The following is a 22770-nucleotide window of genomic DNA, read 5'->3' as shown; positions in this document are numbered from 1 at the left end:
CTACGGTTCCCGGAAGCGCACTTCCACTCGTCAAGGAACCACCAACCAAGGAGCTTCACATGCCCGCAGGGTTGATCGCCCTTGCCCTCGGCGGATTCGGCATCGGTCTGACTGAATTCGTCATCATGGGCCTCTTGCCGGAGATTGCCGCCGACTTCCACGTCAGCGAAGCCTCGGCAGGTTGGTTCATTTCCGGCTACGCCCTTAGTGTCACCGTCGGTGCGTTGCTCGTCACGGCCGCCGTGACCAGGCTGCCCCGCAAGCCGGTCCTCGTAGGGTTGCTCGTACTTTTCATTATCGGCAACTTCCTTTCGGCCATTGCCGACGGGTATGGGGCAATGATGCTGGGACGTACCGTTGCCGCGTTGTGCCATGGAGCCTTCTTCGGTATCGGTTCGGTGGTGGCAGCAGGCCTCGTCCCGGCGAACAAGAAGGCTGGAGCCATTGCCATCATGTTCACCGGCCTCACAGCAGCAAACGTCCTGGGCGTTCCCTTCGGAACGTTGCTGGGCCAAAGCTTCGGCTGGCGTTCCACGTTCTGGGCGATCACCGCGATCGGCGTCCTTGTGCTGCTCGGCATTGCCCTCTGGGTTCCCAAGGCGTCAACAGGACCGGCTCAGAGCCTCCGAAGCGAGCTGGGCGCCTTCACCTCAGGGCAGGTATGGCTTTCCCTCGTGGTGACCATCCTTGGCTTCGGCGGGATGTTCGGCGCCTTCACGTACATAGCCTTCACGCTGACCGAAGTTTCCGGATTCCCAGCCAGCGCCGTTCCGTGGCTTCTGGTGCTGTTCGGCGGCGGGTTGTTCGTGGGCAACTTCCTCGGTGGCAAGGCGGCCGACAAAGCCTTGGACCTGTCCCTTATCCTCATCCTCGCCGGCCTGATGGTGGTCTTGGCCTTCTTTGCCCTTACTGCCTTCAGCAGCGTCGCAACAGTTTTCTCGCTGGCCCTCATGGGCGGATTCGGTTTCGCCACGGTTCCCGGCTTGCAGATGCGGGTGATGCACTTCGCCTCAATGGCGCCAACATTGGCTTCGGGGGCGAACATCGGTGCGTTCAACTTGGGCAATGCGCTGGGCGCCTGGCTCGGCGGGGTCACTATTTCCGCGGGCCTGGGGTACACCTCGCCGGTTTGGGCAGGAGTCGGCATGACGGCCGCAGCACTGGTGGTGATGATGCTGGCGGCCGCCGCAGCCAAGCGCCACGGGTCGGGAGCCCCTGTGGCCGCGTCCGACGTCGACAATCACCCCGTGGCGGCCGCCACCGCTGGAAGCCGCCAGCCCCATCGGCATGTGTAAGTGCCGGGTCTCTCCGGCACTACTGCCAGCGCCGGACTACTGTGCCTATACTTTCAGCGGTGGCCGGAAGCAGGGCCGCCGTCGAGGTTCGACAACGTCCCGATGAAAGGCCACCCGTGAGCAATATTCCAGCAGAACTTTCCTATACCGCTGAACACGAATGGATTTCCGCTCCAAATGCCGACGGCGTTGTGCGGATTGGTATTACCGACTTTGCCCAGGATGCGTTGGGCGATGTTGTCTATGCCCAAATGCCGGAGCCGGGGACTAAAATCACGGGCAACGAAGTGGTCGGGGAGGTTGAATCCACCAAAAGCGTTAGTGATATCTATGCTCCGGTTACGGGCGAGGTCACAGAGCGCAATGACGCCCTGGACTCTGATCCCGCACTCATTAACTCGGACCCGTACGGAGAAGGTTGGCTTATTGAAATAAAGCTGGCGGAGGCTGACGCAATGGAGTCGCTGCTCAGTGCATCGGAGTACGAACAACAGGTAGGCTAAAGTTATCTGGCCCGCCAGGCTGTTTTCCCATATCAGGAAAGGGTGCGGCGGGCCAGCAACCGATTTGCCCGGCGGTACCGGGAGGTGGACGTGGCCGGCGGGGTTTGGAACTGCCGGCAGATGAGGAGGAAATCCCATGGTTGGCGACGAACAGGATCAAGCCAATGTCGGAAACGGCGTGGAGGAACAGCCGACGTCGGAGACCACCTCCATCAGCATCACCCCAACTTGGGACGAGCCAAGCATCACCCCGAGGCTCGGCGCCGAAGAGCGGGCGTCCGTGGATGCGCTCCCGCCGAACTCTGCGTTGCTCATCGCGCACAGCGGACCGAACGCGGGAGCACGGTTCTTGCTGGATGCGGACACCACCACGGCCGGCCGTCACCCCGATGCCGATATCTTCCTCGATGACGTCACGGTGTCGCGCAAGCATGTGCAGTTCAACCGGTCGGGAACCGGCTTCGAGCTGGTGGACATGGGGAGCCTCAACGGCACCTACGTGAACCATGACCGGGTGGACCGCGTGCAGCTGAAAAGCGGTAACGAAGTCCAGATCGGCAAGTTCCGCCTCACTTACTACCTGAGCCCTGCTCGCGCAGCAGGCCAAGTCTGACCCCGGGGATTCTTCCTGTGGCTATGGCCCAGCCGGACCGTCGCGGACCACAAGTCCTCAACATCGGGGAGGTCCTCGCACAACTCAGCGAGGACTTCCCTGGGATGACTGCGTCCAAGATCCGCTTTCTTGAGGAAAAGGGACTCATCAATCCCAAGCGGACTCCTGCCGGGTACCGGCAGTACGCGGACAGCGACGTCGAACGGCTGCGGTTTGTCCTCGGGCTGCAACGGGACCAGTATCTCCCGTTGAAAGTCATCAAGGACTACCTCGATGCCATTGACCGTGGCGAGCGTCCTGAAAACCTGCCCCCCGGGGTCACTGTATCCCCTAGGGTGGTTTCCGCGGAGATGGCCGCCGAGATCCAAGGCCGTGCGCGTGCGTTGACGGAAGAACAGCTCCGTGCCGAGTCGGGAGCGAGTGTTCCACTGTTGGAATCTTTGCTCAGTTTCGGACTCATCAGCCACGTGGGCGGCAAGTTCGATGAGCATGCACTCCAGGTGGCCCGGGCATGCGTGCAACTGGAAGGTCACGGCCTTGAGCCACGGCATTTGCGTCCCTTCCAAGCGGCAGCCGAGCGGGAGTTCGGGCTCGTTGAACGGGCTGTTGCACCGTTGGCATCCCGCCGGGACGCGGCATCCCAAGCGCGCGCAGCGGAGGCTGCGCGTGAAATCAGCGAGCTCTGCCTGACCTTGCATCGAGCGCTTGTTCATGACCGGATCGCGCGGATGGACAGCTGATGATCGAAGTTGAAATTGTAGGCGTTCGAATCGAACTGCCGTCCAATCAGCCGTTGGTCCTGCTCAGGGAGATCAAAGGCGAGCGTCACGTTCCCATCTGGATTGGAACCCCCGAGGCCAGCGCCATCGCTTTGGCCCAACAAGGAGTGGTCCCACCCCGGCCGATGACCCATGACCTGTTGGTGGATGTGATTGAGTCGCTCGGGCACTCCATCATCAGCGTCAATATCGTCGCGGTGGAAGACAACATTTTTTACGGCCAGTTGCAGTTCGACGACGGCACCGTGGTGAGTTCACGGGCCTCGGATGCCTTGGCCCTGGCTTTGCGGGCGAAATGCCGAATCTGGTGCGCCGATGCTGTCATGGAAGAAGCCGGCGTCCGCATCACTGAACATGACGAAGGCGAAGATTCGGAGCCGGATCCCGTGGATGAAGAGCGGGAAATGCGCCGTTTCAGGGAGTTTTTGGACGACGTAGAGCCCGAAGATTTCGAAGGCTGAAGCACTTAAGCTTGAAGTTGAGGGTGAAACTTTCGACACGACTGGAATTTGCTGTCAACGTCTTTGACCTCGCCGCTTTGCGGGCCTAACGTCAGAGGTATCAAGTTCCCGTTGCATACCCTGCCTGCGCAAGTCACACTGAAAGTGCGGACTTGCGGGAATGACGCTGCTGCGTTCGGCGTTTTGACCAGGGTAGGCACCGTCCCCAAGGGAACTGAGAACAAGGAGGTCACGTGAGTCCGAAAGGCGAAGCAGGCGAGCTGAAGCATGCCTCGACCGGCATTGCTGCGCCCGCATCCGGCGCCCAAGGTCTACTCTTCACGGAGGACCTTCCGGTACTGGACGAGGACGCGGGATACCGCGGCCCTACCGCCTGTAAAGCGGCAGGAATCACCTACCGGCAACTGGACTATTGGGCCCGCACTGGCCTGGTGGAGCCGGCGGTTCGCGGCGCGGCCGGTTCCGGCTCGCAGCGACTCTACGGCTTCCGCGACATCTTGGTACTCAAAGTGGTCAAGCGTCTTTTGGATACCGGAGTTTCCCTGCAACAGATCCGCACCGCCGTCGAACACCTCCGCGAGCGTGGAGTTGAAGACCTGGCGCAAATCACGCTGATGAGCGATGGCGCAAGTGTCTACGAATGTACCTCTGCTGACGAGGTGATCGATCTCGTTCAAGGCGGTCAAGGCGTCTTCGGCATAGCCGTGGGCCGGGTATGGAGGGAAGTCGAGGGGAGCCTGGCCGCACTGCCAAGCGAACATGCAGCGGAGCAGTCCTTTCCCGACGACGAACTGACCAAGCGTCGCGCAGCGCGCCGCATCAGCTAGGGCCCGCGCCATAAAGTTGTGAAAAAAGCCTCTTCCCATCAGGGAGGAGGCTTTTCACGTCAGGCCATGCTTATCCGGAGATTCCTTAGCGTTGCCGACGGTCCCGCAGAGCCGGCTGATGGGCCAAGAGTTTCTGGAGCAGGGCGTCGAACAGCTTGGCTGAGTTCTTGGCTGAGTCTCCGGGCCAGTGATGCACTGAGTGGGCTGCGCCCTGGATTTGTTGCCAGTTGGCTTGCTCCGGAATGTGCGGTGAAAGCAGGAGTTCGCCGAACATGGACTCCATCTCGGCGAGCCGATAGGCGTGCTCAGCTGATCCGGATCGGACCCGGTTCGCAATGATTCCGGCAGGGGCCAGATTGGGCGCAAACTCCTGCCGAAACAGTTGGATGGCTCGCATGGTCCGTTCCGTACCGGCAACGGAGAACAGGCCGGGCTCCGCGACGAGGACAACCCTGTCGCTGGCACTCCACGCCATTCGGGTCAACCCGTTCAGGGAAGGAGGGCAATCTATGAGGACCAACTCGTAATTGGTGGTGGTGCCCCCCAAGACCGTGGTGAGCCGCCGAAGGTCCCGGCGGCCGAGGTCGGGGCGATCGTAGATCCCGGTGAACGCAGAACCGATAGCGACATCCAAAGTGCCGTTGCTGGACCCGTTGGACACCCAGCTGCTGCCGGCCACGTTTTCCTGGATCCGGGCCTTCCTGGGGTTCTTGAGCATCCTGCCGATGTCCAGTTGGGACTCAGGCTGCACGCCGAGCGCCGTGGTGGCGTCGGCATGCGGATCGAGGTCCACAACGAGAGTAGGAATGCCTGCCGCGAGGGCGGCCGACGCCAGACCGGTAGTCACGGACGTCTTGCCCACTCCACCTTTGAGGCTGCTGATGCTCACTACTTGCACTTGAAAACCCAAAACCTTACGCCGATTGCCGTATCGCGCTGATTCGGCTCCGGGAGCACCGGAGCCGGGGCTTGCCGAAGCCCCCTCAACATCATATGGTGCCGGACCCGGGTTTCCCGCTTTCTACGCGCCAGCCGCGGGGCCTCAGCAGCAATAGCATGGTGTTGGATCGCGCGTACGCATATACAGCCCAGATGACGTTTCCATTGTGATGGTTGCCACAAAGATTTGTGTTTGATGCTGGCGGCACTACACACTGTGACCACCGACCGATCCACCCGCAATGATGCAGGAGAAGTATGTTTTCGAAAATTCTGGTGGCCAATCGCGGCGAGATCGCGATCAGGGCGTTTCGCGCTGGTTATGAACTGGGCGCCAAGACAGTAGCTGTCTTTCCGCACGAGGATCGCAACTCGATCCACCGGCAGAAAGCTGACGAAGCTTATTTGATCGGCGAGGCGGGCCACCCCGTCCGCGCCTACCTGGACGTAGAGGAGGTTGTCCGCGTCGCCAAGGAAGCCGGCGCGGACGCCATTTACCCCGGCTATGGATTCCTCTCCGAAAACCCTGACTTGGCACGCGCAGCGAAAGCAGCAGGAATCACGTTTGTGGGCCCGCCCGCAGAGGTGCTGGAGCTCGCGGGCAATAAAGTCGCAGCCCTTGAGGCAGCCCGTAAGGCCGGCGTCCCCGTCCTGAAGTCGAGCCAACCCTCCAAGGACATCGACGAACTGATTGCCGCTGCAGACGAGATTGGCTTTCCTATCTTCGCCAAGGCCGTTGCCGGTGGTGGTGGTCGTGGCATGCGCCGTGTCGAGACACGCGAAGCCCTCCCCGAGGCACTGCAGTCCGCGATGCGGGAAGCCGATGCCGCTTTCGGTGACCCCACGATGTTCCTTGAACAGGCAGTACTGCGCCCGCGCCACATTGAGGTCCAGATCCTGGCTGATGCCGAGGGCAACGTCATGCACCTCTTCGAGCGCGACTGTTCGCTCCAGCGGCGCCACCAGAAGGTCATCGAGATTGCTCCTGCGCCGAACTTGGATGAGAACATCCGGCAGGCGCTATACCGCGATGCCGTCGCTTTCGCCAAGGCCTTGAACTACGTGAACGCGGGAACGGTAGAGTTCCTCGTGGACACCGAGGGAGAACGAGCCGGCCAGCACGTCTTCATTGAGATGAATCCGCGCATCCAGGTGGAGCACACCGTCACGGAAGAGATCACCGACGTCGACCTCGTCCAGGCGCAGATGCGGATCGCCTCGGGCGAGACGCTGGCGGACCTCGGACTGAGCCAGGAATCGGTCGCCATCAAGGGCGCGGCCCTTCAGTGCCGTATCACCACCGAGGATCCTGCGAACGGATTCCGCCCTGACGTTGGAAAGATCACGGGTTACCGTTCCGCCGGTGGTGCCGGTGTCAGGCTCGACGGCGGTACGGTCTACTCGGGCGCCGAGATCAGCCCGCACTTTGACTCCATGCTGGTGAAGCTCACCTGCCGCGGCCGTGATTACCCGGCTGCTGTGGCCCGCGCGCGCCGTGGTTTGGCTGAGTTCCGTATCCGCGGCGTGTCCACCAACATCCCGTTCCTGCAGGCTGTCCTGGCCGATCCGGACTTCAACGCCGGCAACGTGGCAACGGACTTCATCGACAAGCGCCCCGAGCTGCTGACGTCCCACATCTCTGCTGACCGCGGCACCAAGCTGCTCACGTGGCTTGCAGACGTTACCGTCAACAAACCGAACGGCGAGCTCAAGGTCCACTCCGACCCGGCAAGCAAGCTTCCCGTCATCGAAGGTCCTGTCCCGACGTCGGGTTCCCGCCAGAAGCTGCGGGAGCTCGGTCCCGAAGGTTTCGCGAAGGCGCTGCGCGAGCAGCAGGCCGTCGCAGTCACGGACACGACGTTCCGCGACGCCCATCAGTCGCTGCTGGCTACCCGGGTCCGCACCCGCGACCTCGTGGCTGCCGGTCCGGCCGTCACGGCGCTCTTGCCGGAGTTGCTCTCGGTGGAAGCCTGGGGCGGTGCGACGTACGATGTGGCGCTGCGGTTCCTCGGTGAAGATCCGTGGGATCGTTTGGCCGCGCTGCGCCAAGCCCTGCCGAATACCTGTATCCAGATGCTCCTGCGAGGACGCAACACCGTTGGTTACACTCCGTACCCGGAAGAGGTGACCGAGGCTTTCGTCAATGAAGCAGCGGCAACGGGTATCGACATCTTCCGTATCTTCGATGCGTTGAACGACGTCAACCAGATGGCGCCTGCCATCCGCGCGGTTCGTGCAACCGGTACCGCCGTGGCCGAAGTCGCTTTGTGCTACACCGGCAACCTCCTGGACCCCAACGAGGACCTCTACACGCTCGATTACTACCTGGACCTCGCCCAGAAGATCGTCGACGCCGGAGCGCACATCCTCGCCATCAAGGACATGGCGGGCCTCTTGCGTCCTGCCGCTGCCGCAAAGCTGGTGTCGGCCCTGCGTGAGCGCTTCGACCTGCCTGTTCACCTGCACACCCACGACACCGCCGGCGGCCAACTCGCCACCTTGCTGGCTGCCGTAGACGCAGGAGTCGACGCCGTCGACGTCGCCGCAGCATCGCTGGCCGGCACCACCAGCCAGCCAGCAGCGTCCGCGCTTGTCGCCGCCTTGGCCAACACGCCTCGGGACACTGGCCTCAGCCTGACAAATGTGGGTGCCTTGGAGCCCTACTGGGAAGCTGTTCGCCGAGTGTACGCACCGTTCGAATCCGGCCTGCCGGGCCCCACAGGGCGCGTCTACCAGCACGAAATCCCCGGCGGCCAGCTATCCAACCTTCGCCAGCAGGCAATCGCCTTGGGGCTGGGGGAGCAGTTTGAGGCCATCGAGGACATGTACACCGCTGCGGACCGCATCCTCGGCCGCTTGGTCAAGGTGACGCCGTCCTCCAAGGTGGTGGGCGACCTCGCATTGCACCTCGTAGGGCTCAATGCCGATCCGGCCGACTTCAACGAGAACCCGCAGAACTACGACATCCCGGACTCCGTCATCGGCTTCCTCTCGGGCGAGCTCGGTGATCCTCCCGGAGGCTGGCCGGAGCCGTTCCGCACCAAGGCCCTGCAGGGCCGCAGCGTGAAGGTGCGCGACGTCGAGATCAGTGCAGAGGATAGTGCGGCGCTCAAGGGTGACTCCAAGACACGTCAGCACACGTTGAACCGCCTGCTCTTTGCTGGCCCTACCAAGGACTACCTGAAGAGCGTCGACACTTACGGAAACATCTCGGTGCTCGACACCCGTGACTACCTTTACGGCTTGCAGCGCGGGTCCGAGCATGTGATCGAACTGGAGAAGGGCGTGCGCCTTATCGCCCAGCTCGAAGCCGTTTCCGAACCGGACGAGAAGGGCATGCGCACGGTCATGTGCACGCTCAACGGACAGTCACGCCCGGTGATGGTCCGTGACCGCTCGGTTGTCAGCAATGTCAAAGCCGCGGAGAAGGCGGATTCTGCGCAGCCGGGCCAGATTGCCGCACCATTCGCTGGTGCCGTCACGGTGGTCGTCAAGGCCGGCGACGAGGTCAAAGCGGGAGACACAGTTGCAACCATTGAGGCCATGAAGATGGAGGCGTCCATCACGACGCCGGTGGCCGGCACTGTCTCACGTTTGGCGATCTCATCGGTTGAGCAAGTCCAGGGTGGGGATTTGCTGCTGGTGGTCGGCTAGCGGTCCCTGAGGGCCAGATGTAAAAGGAGGACCCCGTCCGGATGTTTCCGGACGGGGTCCTCCTCGGTTAGCGGGAGCTAGGACGCGCGGGGCGCTGTATACATTTCCTCGATGACGGCGTCGAAGTCTTTCATCACTTGGGCTCTCTTGACCTTCAGCGACGGAGTGAGGTGCCCGGAAGCTTCCGTGAAGTCTGCCGGGACGATGCGGAACGACTTGATGGACTCCGCCTGGGACACCGTTTGGTTCGCTTTGTTGATGAGATCCTGGACCGCTGCCTTTACTGCCGGGTGGTCGGAGGCCTCTTTGAGGGTGGTCTTGGCAGGCAGTCCGTGGCGTTCCAGCCAACCGGGGAGGGCTTCGTCGTCCAAGGTCACGAGGGCGCCAATGAATGGACGGTTATCACCCACCACCAGGACTTGGGACACAAGTGCGTCCGCGCGGATCTGGTCTTCAAGCAGGGCCGGAACCACGTTCTTTCCGCCGGCAGTGACAATGATTTCCTTTTTCCTGCCGGTGATCTTGAGGAAGCCGTTGGAGTCGAGTTCCCCGATATCACCCGTGCGGAACCAGCCGTCCACGAAGGTATCGGCGGTGAGGTCTTCGCGCTTATAGTAGCCGCGCATCACGCAGACACCCTTGGCGAGGATTTCGCCGTCGTCCGCTATCTTGACTGAGTTACCGGGCAGCGGAGCGCCCACGGTGCCGATCCTGATCATCGACGGCGTGTTCACGGAAATCGGTGCCGTGGTCTCGGTCAGTCCGTACCCTTCAAGGATCTGCAGGCCGATTCCTTGGAAGAAGTGCCCCAGGCGTTCGCCCAGGGGGCCGCCGCCGGAAACGGCGTGCGAGACATGGCCGCCCATGGCAGCACGCAGCTTGCCGTAGACGAGCTTGTCGAACACGGCGTGCTTGACCTTCAGTCCGATGCCCAGCGTTCCCGATTGCCGGGCCTTGGAGTACGCGATGGCCGTCTCGGCAGCCCGGTGGAAGATGGCCCCCTTGCCGCCATCTTCCGCCTTGGTCAGCGCCGAGTTGTACACCTTCTCGAACACGCGGGGCACGGCAAGGATGAAGCTCGGCTGGAAGCTTTGGAGGTCACCGAGCAGGTTCTTGATGTCTGGTGTGTGGGCAACCTTGACGCCCCCTGCAACCGCCAGCACGGAGATGAAGCGGGCAAAGACGTGGGCCAGCGGCAGGAACATGATGGTGGTTGCTGATTCGTTAATGATCTCCGCCAGCGACGCGCGGGCGTTCTCGGACAGTTCCACGAAATTGCCGTGGGTCAGCTCGCAACCCTTAGGGCGACCCGTGGTGCCTGAGGTGTAGATAATGGTTGCCACATCCGTGAGACCGGCCAGCGTCCGGCGGCCCTCGAGCTCTTCATCCGAGACATTTGCTCCTGCTGCGCGCAGGGCGTCCAAGCCCGCACCTTCGAGCTGCCAGACGTTGGCTACGGAGCCGAGGTCCTCGGTTTGCACGGCCTGGCGGATGACGGACTCGTGGTGGGCCTGCTCACCGAAGGCCGCTACCGCTCCGGAGTCGCCCAGGTTCCATGCAACCTGGGACGGGGAGGAAGTCTCGTAGATGGGGACCGAGACCGCGCCGGCGCACCAGATGGCGAAATCCACGAGGGACCATTCATAGCGTGTGCGGGACATGATGGCTACGCGATCGCCCGGGCCTACCCCGCTGGCTATGAGCCCCTTGGCCAAGGCATTGACATCGGCGAGGAAATCCCTGGCGCTAATGTCCTGCCAGACGCCGCTGCTGTCCCGCTTTGCAAACAAGGGTGGGTTGGACGCCTTGGCGGCTTCGCGGATCAGGAGGTCCGTGATGTTGGTTTCGGGGGCGACGATTACGAGGGGAGGAACACTGAATTCGCGCAAGGTAGCTCCTTTGATATCCACGGGCCGCGAGGGGCTGGTTCCACTCTAGTATGCTCACTCGCGGGGGTGCGCTGCATTAACCTACTGGCGAGTAACTTTACGGAGTTTCCCGCTCTTCGGGCAACTCCGGGCGGTACTGGCAGCTTCAATACCGTCTTGCGACGGCCCGATGCTGGCGGGAATCGGTAGTCCGAATACGATGGTGGGATGCCCACCATCCGGTTCAGCTCCCAGCCCCGTCGCCGGCCCCCGGGCTCCGTGCGGAAGGACCTTCCATGGGTTCCGCGGCGAAGCCATCTGGGCAGGCGCGGCCTGGCCATTGGTATCGACATCGGCGGAACCAAAGTGGCCGCCGGTGTGGTGGATGCCGAAGGCAGGGTGCTCGCCGACGCGCGCCGCTCCACCCCCGGCGCGGACCCGCGGGCCGTGGAGCAGACCATAGTGGAGCTGGTGCAAGAACTCAGCGCCGGCCATCGTGTCTCCTCCGTCGGCATTGGGGCCGCAGGGTGGATGGACCTCGACGGCGGGACCGTGCTGTTCAGTCCGCACCTTGCCTGGCGTCATGAGCCGCTGCGCGAGAGCCTTGAGAAGCTGCTTCGGAGACCGGTCCTGTTGACCAACGATGCCGACGCCGCCGCCTGGGCCGAGTGGCGATTCGGAGCCGGCCAAGGTGAAAGCCGCCTAGTGTGCATCACATTGGGCACGGGAATCGGCGGCGCCATGGTCATGGATGGCCGTGTGGAGCGGGGGCGGTACGGGGTGGCCGGCGAATTCGGGCACCAGATCATCGTCCCCGGCGGGCACCGCTGCGAATGCGGCAACCGCGGTTGCTGGGAACAATATGCCTCGGGCAACGCCTTGGGCCGCGAAGCGCGTCAATTGGTCCGCACCAATTCGCCTGAGGGCCGTGGGCTCCTTGAAAAGTCCGGCGGGGTTGAAAGCGACATCACTGGGGCCACCGTAACGGCTCTGGCACTCGCCGGGGACGCCACGTCGCAGGAACTCCTTGCCGATCAGGGCGAATGGCTGGGTCTGGGACTCGCCAACCTCGCTGCGGCCCTGGACCCAGGACTCTTCGTGATCGGTGGCGGGCTCTGCGATGCGGGAGACTTGCTCGCAGAACCGGCGCGCGCCACGTTTGCCAAGAACCTGACCGGCAGGGGATTCCGCCCCATGGCGCGGATCGAGTTGGCCGCACTGGGCCCGCGGGCCGGCATGATCGGCGCGGCGGACCTCTCACGGGTCAGCGGCAGGGCGTACAGCTAGGGTGATAGCGCCGAGGCTCAGATGCGTGCGCCGTCGTCGTCGTCATCCTTTTCTTGCGGCAGGCGCATGATCAGGTAGATGACTGAGGCGACGAACACGGCAACGATGCCCAGGATTGCCGTGAGCGGCGCGGAACGCCAGAACATTGCGGTGAAAAGCAAAGCGACGGGGCCACCGACGGCTCCGATCCACGACAACATGGTCAGGGGTTCAGTGCCAGCCAGCCTCGGCGGCTCCTCGGGCACGAAAGGCTCGTCGTCAGGGCCTTCATAGTCGCGCGGTCCCGTGGGCGGTTCGTCAGTGGACGGACGGTCAGTGATGCCACCAGGGGAGGCGGGCTCCACGGGCGGGTTGGCGAGTCCTAAGGGATCGAAGTCCTTGAACGATGGGCCGGGTTCGGCTTGGCCGGGTTCCGATCCCTCCGACTCCGATGGTTCGGCCTGCGCGGACGAATCTGTAGCTTCCAAGCGCGCCACCAGATCCAACCACACGGCGTCGTCATCCTTGTTGGCGCTTTGATCGGGTGAGTTGGGATCAGGCCTGTTCATCGGCTGCATCCTTTTCGGAGGAACGTCCATCGTCGGAAGAAAGTCCATCGCCGGCCATTGCAGCCAGAGTACGTTGGATGAACTCAACGGTCCCGGCGAAAATCTCCGGCGCATCGTTGTCCATGGTTGCCACGTGATAGCTATTCCTGAGGTATCTGACATCCACCGGTGCCTGGACTTTGGCGCGCAGGAAATCCAGGCTGGCGTTGGATATTACGTTGTCCACGGTTGATCGGTACACACGCACCGGGGTGCTGATGCGGGGGAGAAGGCCGGCGGTGTCCCGGTACATTTTCTTGAGCTCGTGGGCTGCCGCCACCGGCGTGCGCGAGTAAGCACCTTCGTCCTGGTCCGGTTTGAGGATGTCGTTGGCAATCGCAGGTGTTGATTTCAGAACGTACTTGAGTGCCGCCACCATGACAGCCCGCGGGTCATCCAGGACGAGTCCCGGGTTGACGACAACCGTTCCTGCCACCGGCCTCGTAGCCGCGATGCGCAACGCCAAGGTACCACCCATGGACAACCCGGTGGCGAAGACGAAATCACATTCGGAGGCAAGCTCCCTGTAGGCGTCGTCCACGGCTTGGTGCCATTCGCGCCACGAACGCTTGGACATGTCCTGCCACGTGGTTCCATGGCCGGGCAGGAGCGGCACCCTCACCGCATATCCCGCCGCAGCCAAGTGTTCGGCCCAAGGCCTCACGCTGTGCGGACTCCCGGTAAATCCATGGGACATGACGACGCCGACGCGCGGCCCGGTTCCATTCCAACTGCTAAGGAACGGCGAGAAGTCGGGAAGGATTTTCATGATGACTCTGAGGCTACCGTGTAGCTGGCGTGCTGGCGGAAAAACCCGGCAGATTCTTCGAAAATGGTGGGGGCGTCCGCATCCAACGTTGCCACATGGCCGCTGTGCGGAAGCGTCACGACTTTGAGCTTGCGCGCTCCGATGTGCCGGGTGATGCTTTCCACGGAACTGGGCGGGACCACGGCATCCTCGGTGGACTTGAAGATCAGGGTAGGGGCCAGCACCTCGGGCAGGGCGCGTGTGGCGGAACGGAAGAGTTTCTTCAGCTCGTGGACCGATGCCAGTGGGGTCTGGGAATAGTCGCCGTCTTCGGTTGAAACCGGCGTCGGGCGGTCCTCGACAATAGGAGTGGTGGTGCGTTTGAAGTATTTCAGCGCAGCCACGTACTTCACGCGACGGTCGTAGAAACTCAGTCCCGGGTTCACCAGCACCACTCCGGGAACATCGTGCAGGGCCGCCACCCGGAGGGCTACCGCACCACCCATGGACAAGCCGGCCACAAAGCAAGACCGGGTTCGCCTTGCCAAGTCCACATAACTGCCTTCGAACGTGGTGTACCAGTCCTGCCACTTGGTGGCTGAGAGATCATGCCAACTGGTTCCGTGACCCGGCAGCAGCGGCACGGAGACGGCGAATCCCTGACCGGCGAGGTACTCCGCCCAGGGCATTAAGCTCAACGGGCTGCCAGTGAACCCGTGGCAGATGGCCACTCCGATGGACGCGTTGCTTCCATGCCCGGGGTAGTGGAAAGCCAGCGGTGCCTTGGGTTCCGTCATGGCTCCATCGTGTCACTGTTCCGGACATTTCTCACTGGAGTAGGGTTGCTGATGAGTGCCGGCGGGGCAGTCCCGAAGCACGCCATGGATCCACCGCGGGAGGACAAGCGTGTTCTATTGGGTCATGAAGCGGATCTTTCTAGGTCCCTTGGTGAAGCTCATCTTCAGGCCCTGGGTCAAGGGCTTGGATAACGTACCGGAAACTGGTGCGGCAATATTGGCGTCGAACCACCTGTCCTTTTCCGATTCGATTTTCCTTCCCTTGATGTTGCCGCGGAAGGTGGTTTTCCTCGCCAAGGCTGAGTACTTCACCGGCACCGGGCTCAAGGGCCGTCTCACAGCACTGTTCTTCAGGCTGAGCAGCCAACTCCCTATGGACAGATCCGGAGGTGCCGCCTCCGAAACGTCCCTCCGGGCCGGCAAGGAGATCCTGGCCGCTGGCGGTCTCTTGGGTATCTACCCTGAAGGCACCCGCAGCCCGGATGCGCGTTTGTACCGGGGCAAGGTGGGCGTTGCCCGGATCGCGCTCCAAGCACGCGTCCCCGTGATACCCGTTGCGATGATCGGAACGGAGAAGGTGCAGCCGATCGGGAAGCGCCTGCCGAGCATTCGGCGCATAGGGATCATCTTTGGGCAGCCGCTGGACTTCAGCGACTACTACGGCCGGGAGGACGACCGCGACGTGCAGAGGCAGGTCACGGACCGGATCATGTACGAGCTCATGCGCCTGTCCGGCCAAGAATACGTCGATGAATACGCTGCCGTGGTGAAGGCCCGGTTGGCGGCCAAAGGTCCCATTCCCACAGCAGGCCCCATTCCGAAAGGAGCTGGCCCGGAGGCGGGCCCGGCTGAGTTCGGCAACGGACTGTCTGGTTTCGGCAACGGTGCGGCCGACGATGGCCAGGACCCCGCCGCGACACTGTGACGCATCCGCCGTCGAGGGTTACGGCAGCACTCTCGCAACCGCACCGAAGGCTACTAGTCTTGTAGGGTGACTGAGCTAACCGCGAACACCGCACCTTTTGTAGCAGATCCCCTCACGAGCACCGCCCAGAGCGGGGCTGCCGACTACCCGGGGCTCGATGCCTGGCGGGACTTGCCGATCTCCCAGCAGCCCACGTGGTCTGACCAGAACGTCTTCAAGGCGTCCGTCAAGGAGCTCTCCGCGGTTCCGCCACTGGTTTTTGCCGGAGAGGTTGACGTTCTCCGTGAGCGCCTCGCCGCTGCTGCCCAGGGGAAAGCCTTCCTGCTGCAGGGAGGCGACTGTGCCGAGACCTTTGAAGCGGCAACGGCGGACAAGATCAGCGCTCGCGTCAAGACCATCCTGCAGATGGCCGTGGTCCTCACCTATGGCGCTGCCATGCCCGTCATCAAGATGGGGCGCATGGCCGGCCAGTTCGCGAAGCCCCGTTCGTCCAATGATGAAACGCGCGACGGCGTGACGCTTCCGGCCTACCGCGGTGACATCGTCAACGGTTACGACTTCACACCAGAGTCCCGGGCGCACGATGCCGGCCGGATGCTGAAGGCCTATCACACCTCGGCTTCAACGCTGAACCTCATCCGTGCCTTCACGCAAGGCGGTTTCGCCGACCTTCGGCTGGTCCACCAATGGAATAAAGGCTTCACGGAAAACCCGGCGCACGCGCGCTATGAGTCATTGGCCCGCGATATCGATCGCGCGATCAAGTTCATGGACTCATGCGGGGCTGACTTTGAAGCCCTCAAGCGGGTGGAGTTCTTTGCCAGCCACGAGGCTTTGCTGCTCGACTACGAACGTGCGCTGACCCGCATCGATTCCCGGACCGGCCTTCCCTACGACACGTCAGCGCACTTCCTCTGGATAGGGGAGCGGACCCGGGATCTCGATCATGCCCACGTGGACTTCCTTTCGCGCGTCCGGAACCCGATCGGCGTCAAGCTGGGCCCGACCACCAGCGGGGACGATGCCCTCCGGTTGATCGACAAACTCGATCCCAACCGCGAACCTGGCCGTCTGACATTCATCACCCGCATGGGCGCCAAGAACATCAGGGAAAAGCTGCCCGCCGTCGTCGAGCGCGTCACAGCCTCAGGTGCCCAGGTCCTGTGGGTGACGGACCCCATGCACGGCAATACCGTTACCTCGCCGAACGGCTACAAAACGCGGAACTTCGACGACGTGATCGATGAGGTCCGCGGGTTCTTCGAAGTGCATCATTCTTTGGGAACGGTGCCAGGCGGCCTCCACGTCGAGATGACGGGCGACGACGTCGCCGAGTGCCTTGGCGGTGCCGACCCTATCGACCAGGATGCCTTCCTTGACCGGTACGAGTCCGTTTGCGATCCGCGGCTGAATCACATGCAGTCCCTCGAGATGGCATTCCTGGTGGCCGGCGCACTCTCCAAGCGGTAGTGCTCCCTGGGCTCACACCACGGGCTCACAGTAACGCTCAAACCACCGCTCACACCACCGTGAGCGTTACTGTGGAGCCCTCGGGAGCCTCAGTGTTCACAGGGTCCTGGTCGCGGACTGTGTTGAAGAATCCGCCCAGGACCTTGTTCAGCCGCACATCAAAGCCGAGCGCGCGGAGCTCCTTCTCGGCGGCGTTGGCTTGCTTGCCGATGAAGCTCGGAACCTTGACCATCTTGGGGCCCTTGGACACCGTAAGGGTCACTGTGCCGCCCTTGGCCAGCGTTCCATTGGCCGGGGACTGTGACACGACGGAGCCTTGCGGGACCTTTTTGTCGTTGACTGTTTCCGGAGCGACCACGGGCGTCAATCCTGCGTCCTTGAGCGCCTTAACGGCCTCATCCTGAGTGAGGTTGCGGACGTCCGGGACCGGGATAGGTTGCGGACCTTTGGAAACCACCAACGCCACAGGAGTTCCATGCCGCACAGCCGTGCCCTGCGCAGGATCCTGGGAGAGGACCGTGCCCGCAGGGGCATGATCATCGAAGGCTTCAGTGATGTTACCCAGCGTCATCCGGGCGGCGTTCAGGGCCGTCTTGGCGTCGGCCAAACTGGACCCGCTGAGCCCCGGAAGCGGGAAGAGTTGCGCGCCCTTGGAAACGAAGAGCTCTATGGGCTGGAACTTCCGAACCGTTTGACCCGATTCAGGCTTTGTCCCCACGGCAAGGCCGCTTGAGACGTCGTCGTCATAGACGTCCTCGGGCTCCGACTGGAACCCGGCCGTGCGCAGTAATTGCTGGGCTTCGGCCACTGTCTTGTTCTTGACATCCGGGACGGTTCCAGGCGAGCCCGGTCCCATGCCAAAAAACCAGCCGGCAGTCGCAGCGAGCAGTGCCAGGACCACGATGATGATGATCCAGATGACGGCTCGACGGCGTGGATTACCCTCCCGCAACTGACGAACGGGAGTTGCCGCCAACCGCGCCTGGTCCTTGGCCTCCTGGCGTTCGAGCCGTTTCAGCTGCCGTTTGCCGGGTGGACGAAGGTCTTTGTCCGCATCGATTTCCGCGAGTGAACCAAGCCCGGCATGCCGGCTCGGGCTGCCTGCAGGTGAGAGAACGGTGGTCGGGTTGCTCTGGCGCGGAATGAATTCGGTTGCCGAAGGCAGGTCCCGGGGTAGGGCTCGGGTGTGGTTGGTCCCTTCATTGGCCAATACCACCGTGGCGCCCGCTGGTGCTGACGCCTCCTGTGATGCAGGCCTGTGGTCCAATTGTTCGTCGGTCAGGGAGGTGCGGATGTGTCGTAGTTCGGTGAGGAGGGCTGTTCCGTCAACGGGCCTGTTCTCGGCTTCCGTTGCCGTGCACCACTGCACCAATTCGTCGAGGTCCTCGGCGAGGCCCGGCGTTACCTCGGAGGGGCGGCCAACGGTCGAATTGACATGCTGGTAGGCAACCTGGATGGGGGTATCACCCGCATACGGCTGCGTGCCGGTCAGCATCTCGTAGAGCATGATGCCCGTTGAGTAGATGTCGCTACGGGCATCTGCGGGCTGGCCAAGCACAAGCTCCGGGGCCAGGTAGGCGACAGTGCCGATCAGTGCGCCAGTGCTCGTATTAGCTGAGACTGCCCGCGCGAGACCGAAGTCTCCGACTTTGATACGACCATCGGCAGCTATGAGGACATTCTCAGGTTTGACATCGCGGTGGATCAGCCCTGCGGCATGCGCGGCAGCCAGTCCCTCGATGAGCGGGTCGATGAGGGCGAGGGCCAAGCGGGGAGTGAGGGCGCCTTGCTCGGTCAGCACGTCGCGAAGGGTGTGCCCCTTGACGTACTCCATCACAAGGTACGCAAGGTGGCCGTCTTGGCCTTGGTCCAGGACTCCCACGATGTGCGGGTGGGACAAGCTTGCGGCCGCTTTTGCTTCCTGGCTCAGTCTTTGCAGGAAAACGGGGTCATCAGCCAGGTGCGGATGCAGCACCTTGAGGGCTACGTCACGTTCAAGCCGCCGGTCGGTGGCCAAATAAACCGTGGACATTCCGCCTCTGGCCACACGGGAGCGGACTTCGTAGCGGCCGTCCACGGTGGTCCCGATGAGGTGGTCCTGCGTTGCTTCTTGCACCATATGATCCTAAACGAGGCAGGGAAGGGACCCGAATCCCTCCGGATCCAGACCCCTTCCGGGTGCAGGGCAGTGCTTAGGCAAAAGTGCGCTGGCGCGCCTTGATTGACGCGACGTAGCGTTTGGTGTCGTCATACATTCCGTACTTGCTCACGGAATACGCGCCTTGGTAGTAGCCCGCGATCGCGGTGTCGACGTCCTTGCTGGTTGCGACCAAGGCCCGGATGATGGCCACCCCGGCCGTGGCGTTGTCGTAAGGATCGAGAAGGTTGAGCTTACGTCCCACCAGATCTGAGGCCCATTGTCCGGAGGACGGGATGACCTGCATGGTGCCAATGGCGTTGGCAGGGGAAACTGCCCGCTGGTCAAAGCCTGATTCCTGCTCGGCGAAGGCCAGGGCCAGCGAGGGGGTAACTCCCATGCGAACAGCGGTATCCCGCACGATGGTCTTCATCTCGGCCCGGGTAGGCACGGGGGCCGCATTGAGCAGGGCCTTGTTGGCGTTGGCGGAGCTGACAACCGCCGGCGGATAGGTGTAGCCCAGGAAGGTGCTGGGAACCAAGGGCTTGGTGTTTACTGCCGGCGGCGTGGCAGTGCCGGGAATGGTCAATTTCTGGCCAGGGTAGATGACGGTGGTGGCCGTGACGTTGTTAGCGGACATCAACGCTGCCAGGGAGACGCCGTTCCGCGAAGCGATGGAGCTCAGGGTGTCGCCGGCCTTGATGGTGTAGGAACCACCCGCCGTCGTCGTGGCCGGTGCCTGCGGGGCTGCTGGAGCCGCTGGTGCGGCTGGCGCCGCTGGAGCGGAGGAGCCTGCGCTGACGATAATCTTCTGCCCCGGGTAAATGATGGAGCCTCCATTGAGCCCGTTCCACCGGAAGACGTCGGACAGCGGGACACCGTACTTATAGGCGATCCCGCCCAGGGTATCGCCCGAAACCACTGTGTAGGTGGTCGCTCCGGTTGCGCCGCTGCTCGGAGCCGCCGGCGCGGCGGGCTGTGCCGGCGCCGCGGGCGCGGTTCCTGTGAGCTTGATGGTCTGGCCCGGGTAGATGAGCGTCGTGGCCGTCAGGTTGTTCAACCGCAGAACAGTGGAAGTGTCCAGGTTGAACCGTCGCGCAATGGCACTGATGGTATCGCCGCGGACGATCGTGTAGCTGCTCGGGACCGTCGGTGCCATGGGACGCAAGGCCGCGGGAATAGTCGAAGCAACCTCTTGTGCCGGGATGAAGGTTCCCAAGGCAGCTGCTTGCGCCTTCATGGCGGCCGCGAGGGTAGCCGGAATCTTGTTCACCTGGGGGGCAGGCATGGCCACGGACGGCTGGGCCAAGGCAAGGGAGGACAGGACAACGGCTGGGAGCGCAGCCGTTGTAGCCGCAATAACGGGCATGCTCATGGGTCTTTTTGGCGAGCGGGGCGTCGTCATGAAGGGGTTCCTCATCTCGAACAGCGGCGGGATTGTTATCGCTGTTATCAGTGTTATCAACGTTATCAGTGTTATCAATGTTACCGATGTTACAAATGTGATCTCTGCGAATCTCTCACACTTATGCACGCGGCACAACAATTCCGCACGTTCGGAAAGCCTTGCCTCATTTAGTGCAAAGAAAATGCTGCTTTTGTGCGCCGTATGAGCTCGCCCGCCGCCCCTCGGCTAGGCGCCAGGCCGGGCGACATGGCAACCTTGGTCTGTGAGTAATGTAGAAAGCCTTGTTTCCGAATGGCTGCCACTGCCGGATGTGGCTGAGCAACTGGACGTTTCCATCACCAAAGTCCACGGACTGTTGGACGAGCGCGCCATCGTCGCCGTCAGGCTGGGGGAGCGAAAGATACGCTCCGTCCCGGCACTGTTCTTACAGGACGGACACGTTGTGGACAGCTTGAAGGGGACTATCGCGGTTCTCGGCGACGCCGGTTACACCGACGAAGAGCTGATCACGTGGCTGTTTACAGCCGACGAATCATTGCGGGGACGGCCGATTGACGCCCTGCGCGAGGGGCGGAAGACCGAAATCCGGCGCCGGGCCCAGTCTTTGGCCTGGTAACTCTTTGGCCTGGTAACAGAAACGAGCGACGACGGCGGCCCCGGCCGCCGTCGTCGTCATCTCTAACTGGTGGGGTACTGACCCGTGATGCCTTAGGCCGCCCGGCTGACCGCCGCTTCGGCGAGTGCCCGCAACGCCGTCAACGGTAGTTCCTCCAGCGGGAGCCGGCCCAGCGCTTCGAAGGCCTGATCGCTCAACTCAGCAATGAGGGTCTCCGTGGCATCGAGCGCGCCGCTGTCCACGATGATGCTGCGGATCCGGGCAATGTCGTCCTCACCCAGGTCCGGGTTGCCCAGCTCGCGGTCGAGGTAGGCAGCCTGCTCCTCAGGAGCCCGATTGAGGGCAAAGCCCACTAACACAGTACGTTTGCCCTCCCGAAGGTCGTCACCGGCCGGCTTGCCGGTGGTCTCAGGGTCGCCAAAAACGCCGAGGATGTCGTCGCGCAATTGGAACGCTTCGCCAAGGGGCAGCGAGAATTCCGAATACCCCGCCAGCAAATCGGGCGACGCCCCAGCCAGTGCACCGCCCATGGCCAGCGGATGCTCCGTGGAGTATTTTGCCGACTTGTACCGAATGATCGACTTGGCCCTGTCAACGGCGCCCGCACGTTGGCGTACCGGGCCGGCTACCTCTTCCAAAATGTCGAGATACTGCCCGGCCATGACTTCTGCCCGCATGACGTTGAAGATCGCACGCGCGCTGGTCCCGGACCCGGCCCGCTGGCCGATCTCGGTGAAGGATTGCTCGCTGAAGGACAAGCAGAGATCTCCAGTGAGAATTGCTGCTGCGTGCCCGAACCTTTCGTTGTCCAATGCCCAGCCGCTGTCCTCGTGCAGCTGGCCGAATAGCCTATGCACGCTGGGTCCTCCCCGGCGCGTATCGGATCGGTCGATAATGTCATCGTGGATCAATGCAGCGGCCTGGAAGAGCTCCAAAGCGCACCCCGCTGTGACGATCGATGGGTCATTGGCAGATCCACCTGCCCCTCTCCACCCCCAGTAGCACATCAGTGCGCGCAGCCGCTTCCCGCCAGTTACCAACGTGGAGATGGACTCGATGAGCGGTGCGGCGTCCGGGGAGATTCCGGACATCAGGTTTTGCTGTTCCTGGAGGAAGCCCGTGAGTTTTTCGGCGACCCCTGCCCTGAATCGGTCCTGCTCGGATGCGACGAGGGGATTCAGTGTCACTTGAGAGACCCGGCGGCTACGTTCGCACCAATGGTGAACGTTGAGACGCCCTCCTTTTGCCTGATCGAGACGTTGACGGTCTCGTTGTCGCCGCGGATGAAGTTAATCGAGGTGACCGCTCCCACGGCCTCGGGGCCGGGTACCACCTTGAATCCCTGGGCCTCCAGGGAAGTCTTGTAGTAGTCCACCACACTCTCCGGGGGCGCCTTGACCGCACCAACCAGCGCCACCGTGGCGGGGGAGTTGGTCTTATCAAAGCTGCTGGAGCGGACGCTTGTGGCCGGCATCACGGGAATGAGTTGCTGGGGGAACCCTGCAACCAGGGCGCCGACAGTGGCCGTGGCACTTGGCACGGGCGAACCGGACGACGACGAACCCGGCGACGCCGAGCTGCTCGGGTTTGCCGACGCTGACGCTGAACCCGACGTCGTGCTCTTTGGAGAAGGCGATGACGTCGTCGCGCCCGCAGAGGAGGGTGCTGCTGAACCGCTGGGCTGGGGGGTGCAAGCAGCGACTGCCACCGCGAGGCTCGCTGCGAGCAGGGCAAACCCTCGCGCTTGAGGAGTTCCGAAGAGCTTCACAGGGGGTATCCTTCCTTGGGCTTTCGCCGGATCGTGCCTCCAGTTTAGTCAGTGGCCGGGCATAGTATTGCCGGTGTGAGTCAGGAAG

General features: G+C 62.7%; 20 protein-coding genes. 11 read left to right on the top strand and 9 right to left on the bottom strand.

Going from position 1 to position 22770, the window contains the following annotated elements; genetic code table 11:
- Positions 1 to 59 precede the first annotated feature (59 nt).
- The 6 genes from SB659_RS08020 to SB659_RS07995 all read left to right on the top strand — a co-directional run bounded on the left by SB659_RS08020 (position 60) and on the right by SB659_RS07995 (position 4478).
- Positions 60 to 1295: an MFS transporter gene (locus SB659_RS08020; protein ID WP_410550060.1), complete on the top strand. Its 1236-nt coding sequence runs from the start codon at positions 60 to 62 to the stop codon at positions 1293 to 1295.
- Positions 1296 to 1411: 116 nt separating this feature from the next.
- Positions 1412 to 1798, top strand: coding sequence for a glycine cleavage system protein GcvH (gene gcvH / locus SB659_RS08015; protein WP_284976147.1), 387 nt, complete (start codon positions 1412 to 1414; stop codon positions 1796 to 1798).
- Positions 1799 to 1934: 136 nt separating this feature from the next.
- The gene (locus tag SB659_RS08010) at positions 1935 to 2411 is read left to right on the top strand and encodes an FHA domain-containing protein (RefSeq protein WP_410550059.1); all 477 of its coding nucleotides are present in this window, start codon (positions 1935 to 1937) and stop codon (positions 2409 to 2411) included.
- A gap of 23 nt (positions 2412 to 2434) precedes the next feature.
- Positions 2435 to 3151, top strand: coding sequence for a MerR family transcriptional regulator (locus SB659_RS08005; protein ID WP_284979515.1), 717 nt, complete (start codon positions 2435 to 2437; stop codon positions 3149 to 3151).
- Positions 3151 to 3651 (top strand): bifunctional nuclease family protein, encoded by a 501-nt coding sequence (locus SB659_RS08000; RefSeq protein ID WP_284976145.1) that lies wholly within the window; start codon positions 3151 to 3153, stop codon positions 3649 to 3651. The genes SB659_RS08005 and SB659_RS08000 overlap by 1 nt, the downstream gene beginning before the upstream one ends.
- A gap of 233 nt (positions 3652 to 3884) precedes the next feature.
- Complete coding sequence (locus tag SB659_RS07995) at positions 3885 to 4478, top strand: MerR family transcriptional regulator (protein WP_284976144.1); 594 nt, start codon at positions 3885 to 3887, stop codon at positions 4476 to 4478.
- A gap of 85 nt (positions 4479 to 4563) precedes the next feature.
- Here SB659_RS07995 and SB659_RS07990 read toward each other — a convergent pair whose 3' ends face one another.
- Positions 4564 to 5376, bottom strand: coding sequence for a ParA family protein (locus SB659_RS07990; protein WP_284979517.1), 813 nt, complete (start codon positions 5374 to 5376; stop codon positions 4564 to 4566).
- Positions 5377 to 5675: 299 nt separating this feature from the next.
- On the opposite strand from SB659_RS07990, the gene SB659_RS07985 reads away from it, so the two are divergent.
- Positions 5676 to 9071 (top strand): pyruvate carboxylase, encoded by a 3396-nt coding sequence (locus tag SB659_RS07985; protein ID WP_410550058.1) that lies wholly within the window; start codon positions 5676 to 5678, stop codon positions 9069 to 9071.
- Positions 9072 to 9148: 77 nt separating this feature from the next.
- On the opposite strand, the gene SB659_RS07980 is transcribed toward SB659_RS07985, so the two are convergent.
- Positions 9149 to 10960, bottom strand: a complete 1812-nt coding sequence (locus tag SB659_RS07980; protein ID WP_410550057.1) for an AMP-dependent synthetase/ligase — start codon at positions 10958 to 10960, stop codon at positions 9149 to 9151.
- 207 nt (positions 10961 to 11167) lie between these two features.
- On the opposite strand from SB659_RS07980, the gene SB659_RS07975 reads away from it, so the two are divergent.
- The gene (locus SB659_RS07975) at positions 11168 to 12226 is read left to right on the top strand and encodes an ROK family protein (RefSeq protein ID WP_284979520.1); all 1059 of its coding nucleotides are present in this window, start codon (positions 11168 to 11170) and stop codon (positions 12224 to 12226) included.
- 17 nt (positions 12227 to 12243) lie between these two features.
- Here the strand turns inward: SB659_RS07975 and SB659_RS07970 are convergent, their stop codons facing one another.
- Genes SB659_RS07970 through SB659_RS07960 form a run of 3 tightly spaced genes read right to left on the bottom strand, consistent with a single transcriptional unit; the run spans position 12244 to position 14358 of the window.
- Positions 12244 to 12774 carry a hypothetical protein gene (locus tag SB659_RS07970; protein WP_410550056.1) on the bottom strand — a complete coding sequence of 177 codons (531 nt, stop codon included), beginning with the start codon at positions 12772 to 12774 and terminating at the stop codon, positions 12244 to 12246.
- The gene (locus SB659_RS07965; RefSeq protein WP_410550055.1) at positions 12761 to 13582 is read right to left on the bottom strand and encodes an alpha/beta hydrolase; all 822 of its coding nucleotides are present in this window, start codon (positions 13580 to 13582) and stop codon (positions 12761 to 12763) included. Before SB659_RS07965 ends, SB659_RS07970 begins: the two co-directional genes overlap by 14 nt.
- Positions 13579 to 14358 (bottom strand): alpha/beta hydrolase, encoded by a 780-nt coding sequence (locus tag SB659_RS07960; RefSeq protein WP_410550054.1) that lies wholly within the window; start codon positions 14356 to 14358, stop codon positions 13579 to 13581. The genes SB659_RS07965 and SB659_RS07960 overlap by 4 nt, the downstream gene beginning before the upstream one ends.
- 109 nt (positions 14359 to 14467) lie before the next feature.
- Here SB659_RS07960 and SB659_RS07955 point away from each other — a divergent pair, with 109 nt between their 5' ends.
- A complete protein-coding gene (locus tag SB659_RS07955) occupies positions 14468 to 15283 on the top strand; it encodes a lysophospholipid acyltransferase family protein (RefSeq protein WP_410550053.1) in 816 nt (271 codons plus the stop codon).
- 66 nt (positions 15284 to 15349) lie between these two features.
- Positions 15350 to 16753 (top strand): class II 3-deoxy-7-phosphoheptulonate synthase, encoded by a 1404-nt coding sequence (locus SB659_RS07950; protein ID WP_284976135.1) that lies wholly within the window; start codon positions 15350 to 15352, stop codon positions 16751 to 16753.
- A 49-nt stretch (positions 16754 to 16802) separates the two neighbouring features.
- Here SB659_RS07950 and pknB read toward each other — a convergent pair whose 3' ends face one another.
- Entirely contained in the window at positions 16803 to 18872 is a 2070-nt protein-coding gene (gene pknB, locus SB659_RS07945; protein ID WP_284979527.1) for a Stk1 family PASTA domain-containing Ser/Thr kinase, read from the bottom strand.
- Positions 18873 to 18945: 73 nt separating this feature from the next.
- Positions 18946 to 20295, bottom strand: a complete 1350-nt coding sequence (locus tag SB659_RS07940) for a LysM peptidoglycan-binding domain-containing protein (protein WP_410550052.1) — start codon at positions 20293 to 20295, stop codon at positions 18946 to 18948.
- Positions 20296 to 20560: 265 nt separating this feature from the next.
- Between SB659_RS07940 and SB659_RS07935 the strand changes: the two genes are divergently transcribed.
- Positions 20561 to 20914, top strand: coding sequence for an Rv2175c family DNA-binding protein (locus SB659_RS07935; RefSeq protein ID WP_284979529.1), 354 nt, complete (start codon positions 20561 to 20563; stop codon positions 20912 to 20914).
- Positions 20915 to 21006: 92 nt separating this feature from the next.
- Here SB659_RS07935 and SB659_RS07930 read toward each other — a convergent pair whose 3' ends face one another.
- A complete protein-coding gene (locus tag SB659_RS07930) occupies positions 21007 to 22101 on the bottom strand; it encodes a polyprenyl synthetase family protein (protein ID WP_284979530.1) in 1095 nt (364 codons plus the stop codon).
- Positions 22098 to 22682 (bottom strand): hypothetical protein, encoded by a 585-nt coding sequence (locus SB659_RS07925; RefSeq protein WP_410550051.1) that lies wholly within the window; start codon positions 22680 to 22682, stop codon positions 22098 to 22100. The genes SB659_RS07930 and SB659_RS07925 overlap by 4 nt, the downstream gene beginning before the upstream one ends.
- Positions 22683 to 22770 lie beyond the last annotated feature (88 nt).

It is taken from the genome of Arthrobacter sp. SIMBA_036, assembly GCF_046535135.1.
Lineage (GTDB): Bacteria > Actinomycetota > Actinomycetes > Actinomycetales > Micrococcaceae > Arthrobacter.
The sequence above is the reverse complement of the archived record's forward strand: the minus strand, read 5'-3'. Positions and strand labels throughout refer to the sequence as shown.

Coding starts and splice junctions, on each gene's coding strand:
- SB659_RS07975 (WP_284979520.1), top strand. CDS start 11,168: ATGCCCACCATCCGGTTCAGCTCCCAGCCCCGTCGCCGGCCCCCGGGC.
- SB659_RS07960 (WP_410550054.1), bottom strand. CDS start 14,358: ATGACGGAACCCAAGGCACCGCTGGCTTTCCACTACCCCGGGCATGGA.
- SB659_RS08005 (WP_284979515.1), top strand. CDS start 2,435: ATGGCCCAGCCGGACCGTCGCGGACCACAAGTCCTCAACATCGGGGAG.
- SB659_RS08010 (WP_410550059.1), top strand. CDS start 1,935: ATGGTTGGCGACGAACAGGATCAAGCCAATGTCGGAAACGGCGTGGAG.
- SB659_RS07940 (WP_410550052.1), bottom strand. CDS start 20,295: ATGACGACGCCCCGCTCGCCAAAAAGACCCATGAGCATGCCCGTTATT.
- SB659_RS08000 (WP_284976145.1), top strand. CDS start 3,151: ATGATCGAAGTTGAAATTGTAGGCGTTCGAATCGAACTGCCGTCCAAT.
- SB659_RS07970 (WP_410550056.1), bottom strand. CDS start 12,774: ATGAACAGGCCTGATCCCAACTCACCCGATCAAAGCGCCAACAAGGAT.
- SB659_RS07965 (WP_410550055.1), bottom strand. CDS start 13,582: ATGAAAATCCTTCCCGACTTCTCGCCGTTCCTTAGCAGTTGGAATGGA.
- SB659_RS08020 (WP_410550060.1), top strand. CDS start 60: ATGCCCGCAGGGTTGATCGCCCTTGCCCTCGGCGGATTCGGCATCGGT.
- SB659_RS07985 (WP_410550058.1), top strand. CDS start 5,676: ATGTTTTCGAAAATTCTGGTGGCCAATCGCGGCGAGATCGCGATCAGG.
- pknB (WP_284979527.1), bottom strand. CDS start 18,872: ATGGTGCAAGAAGCAACGCAGGACCACCTCATCGGGACCACCGTGGAC.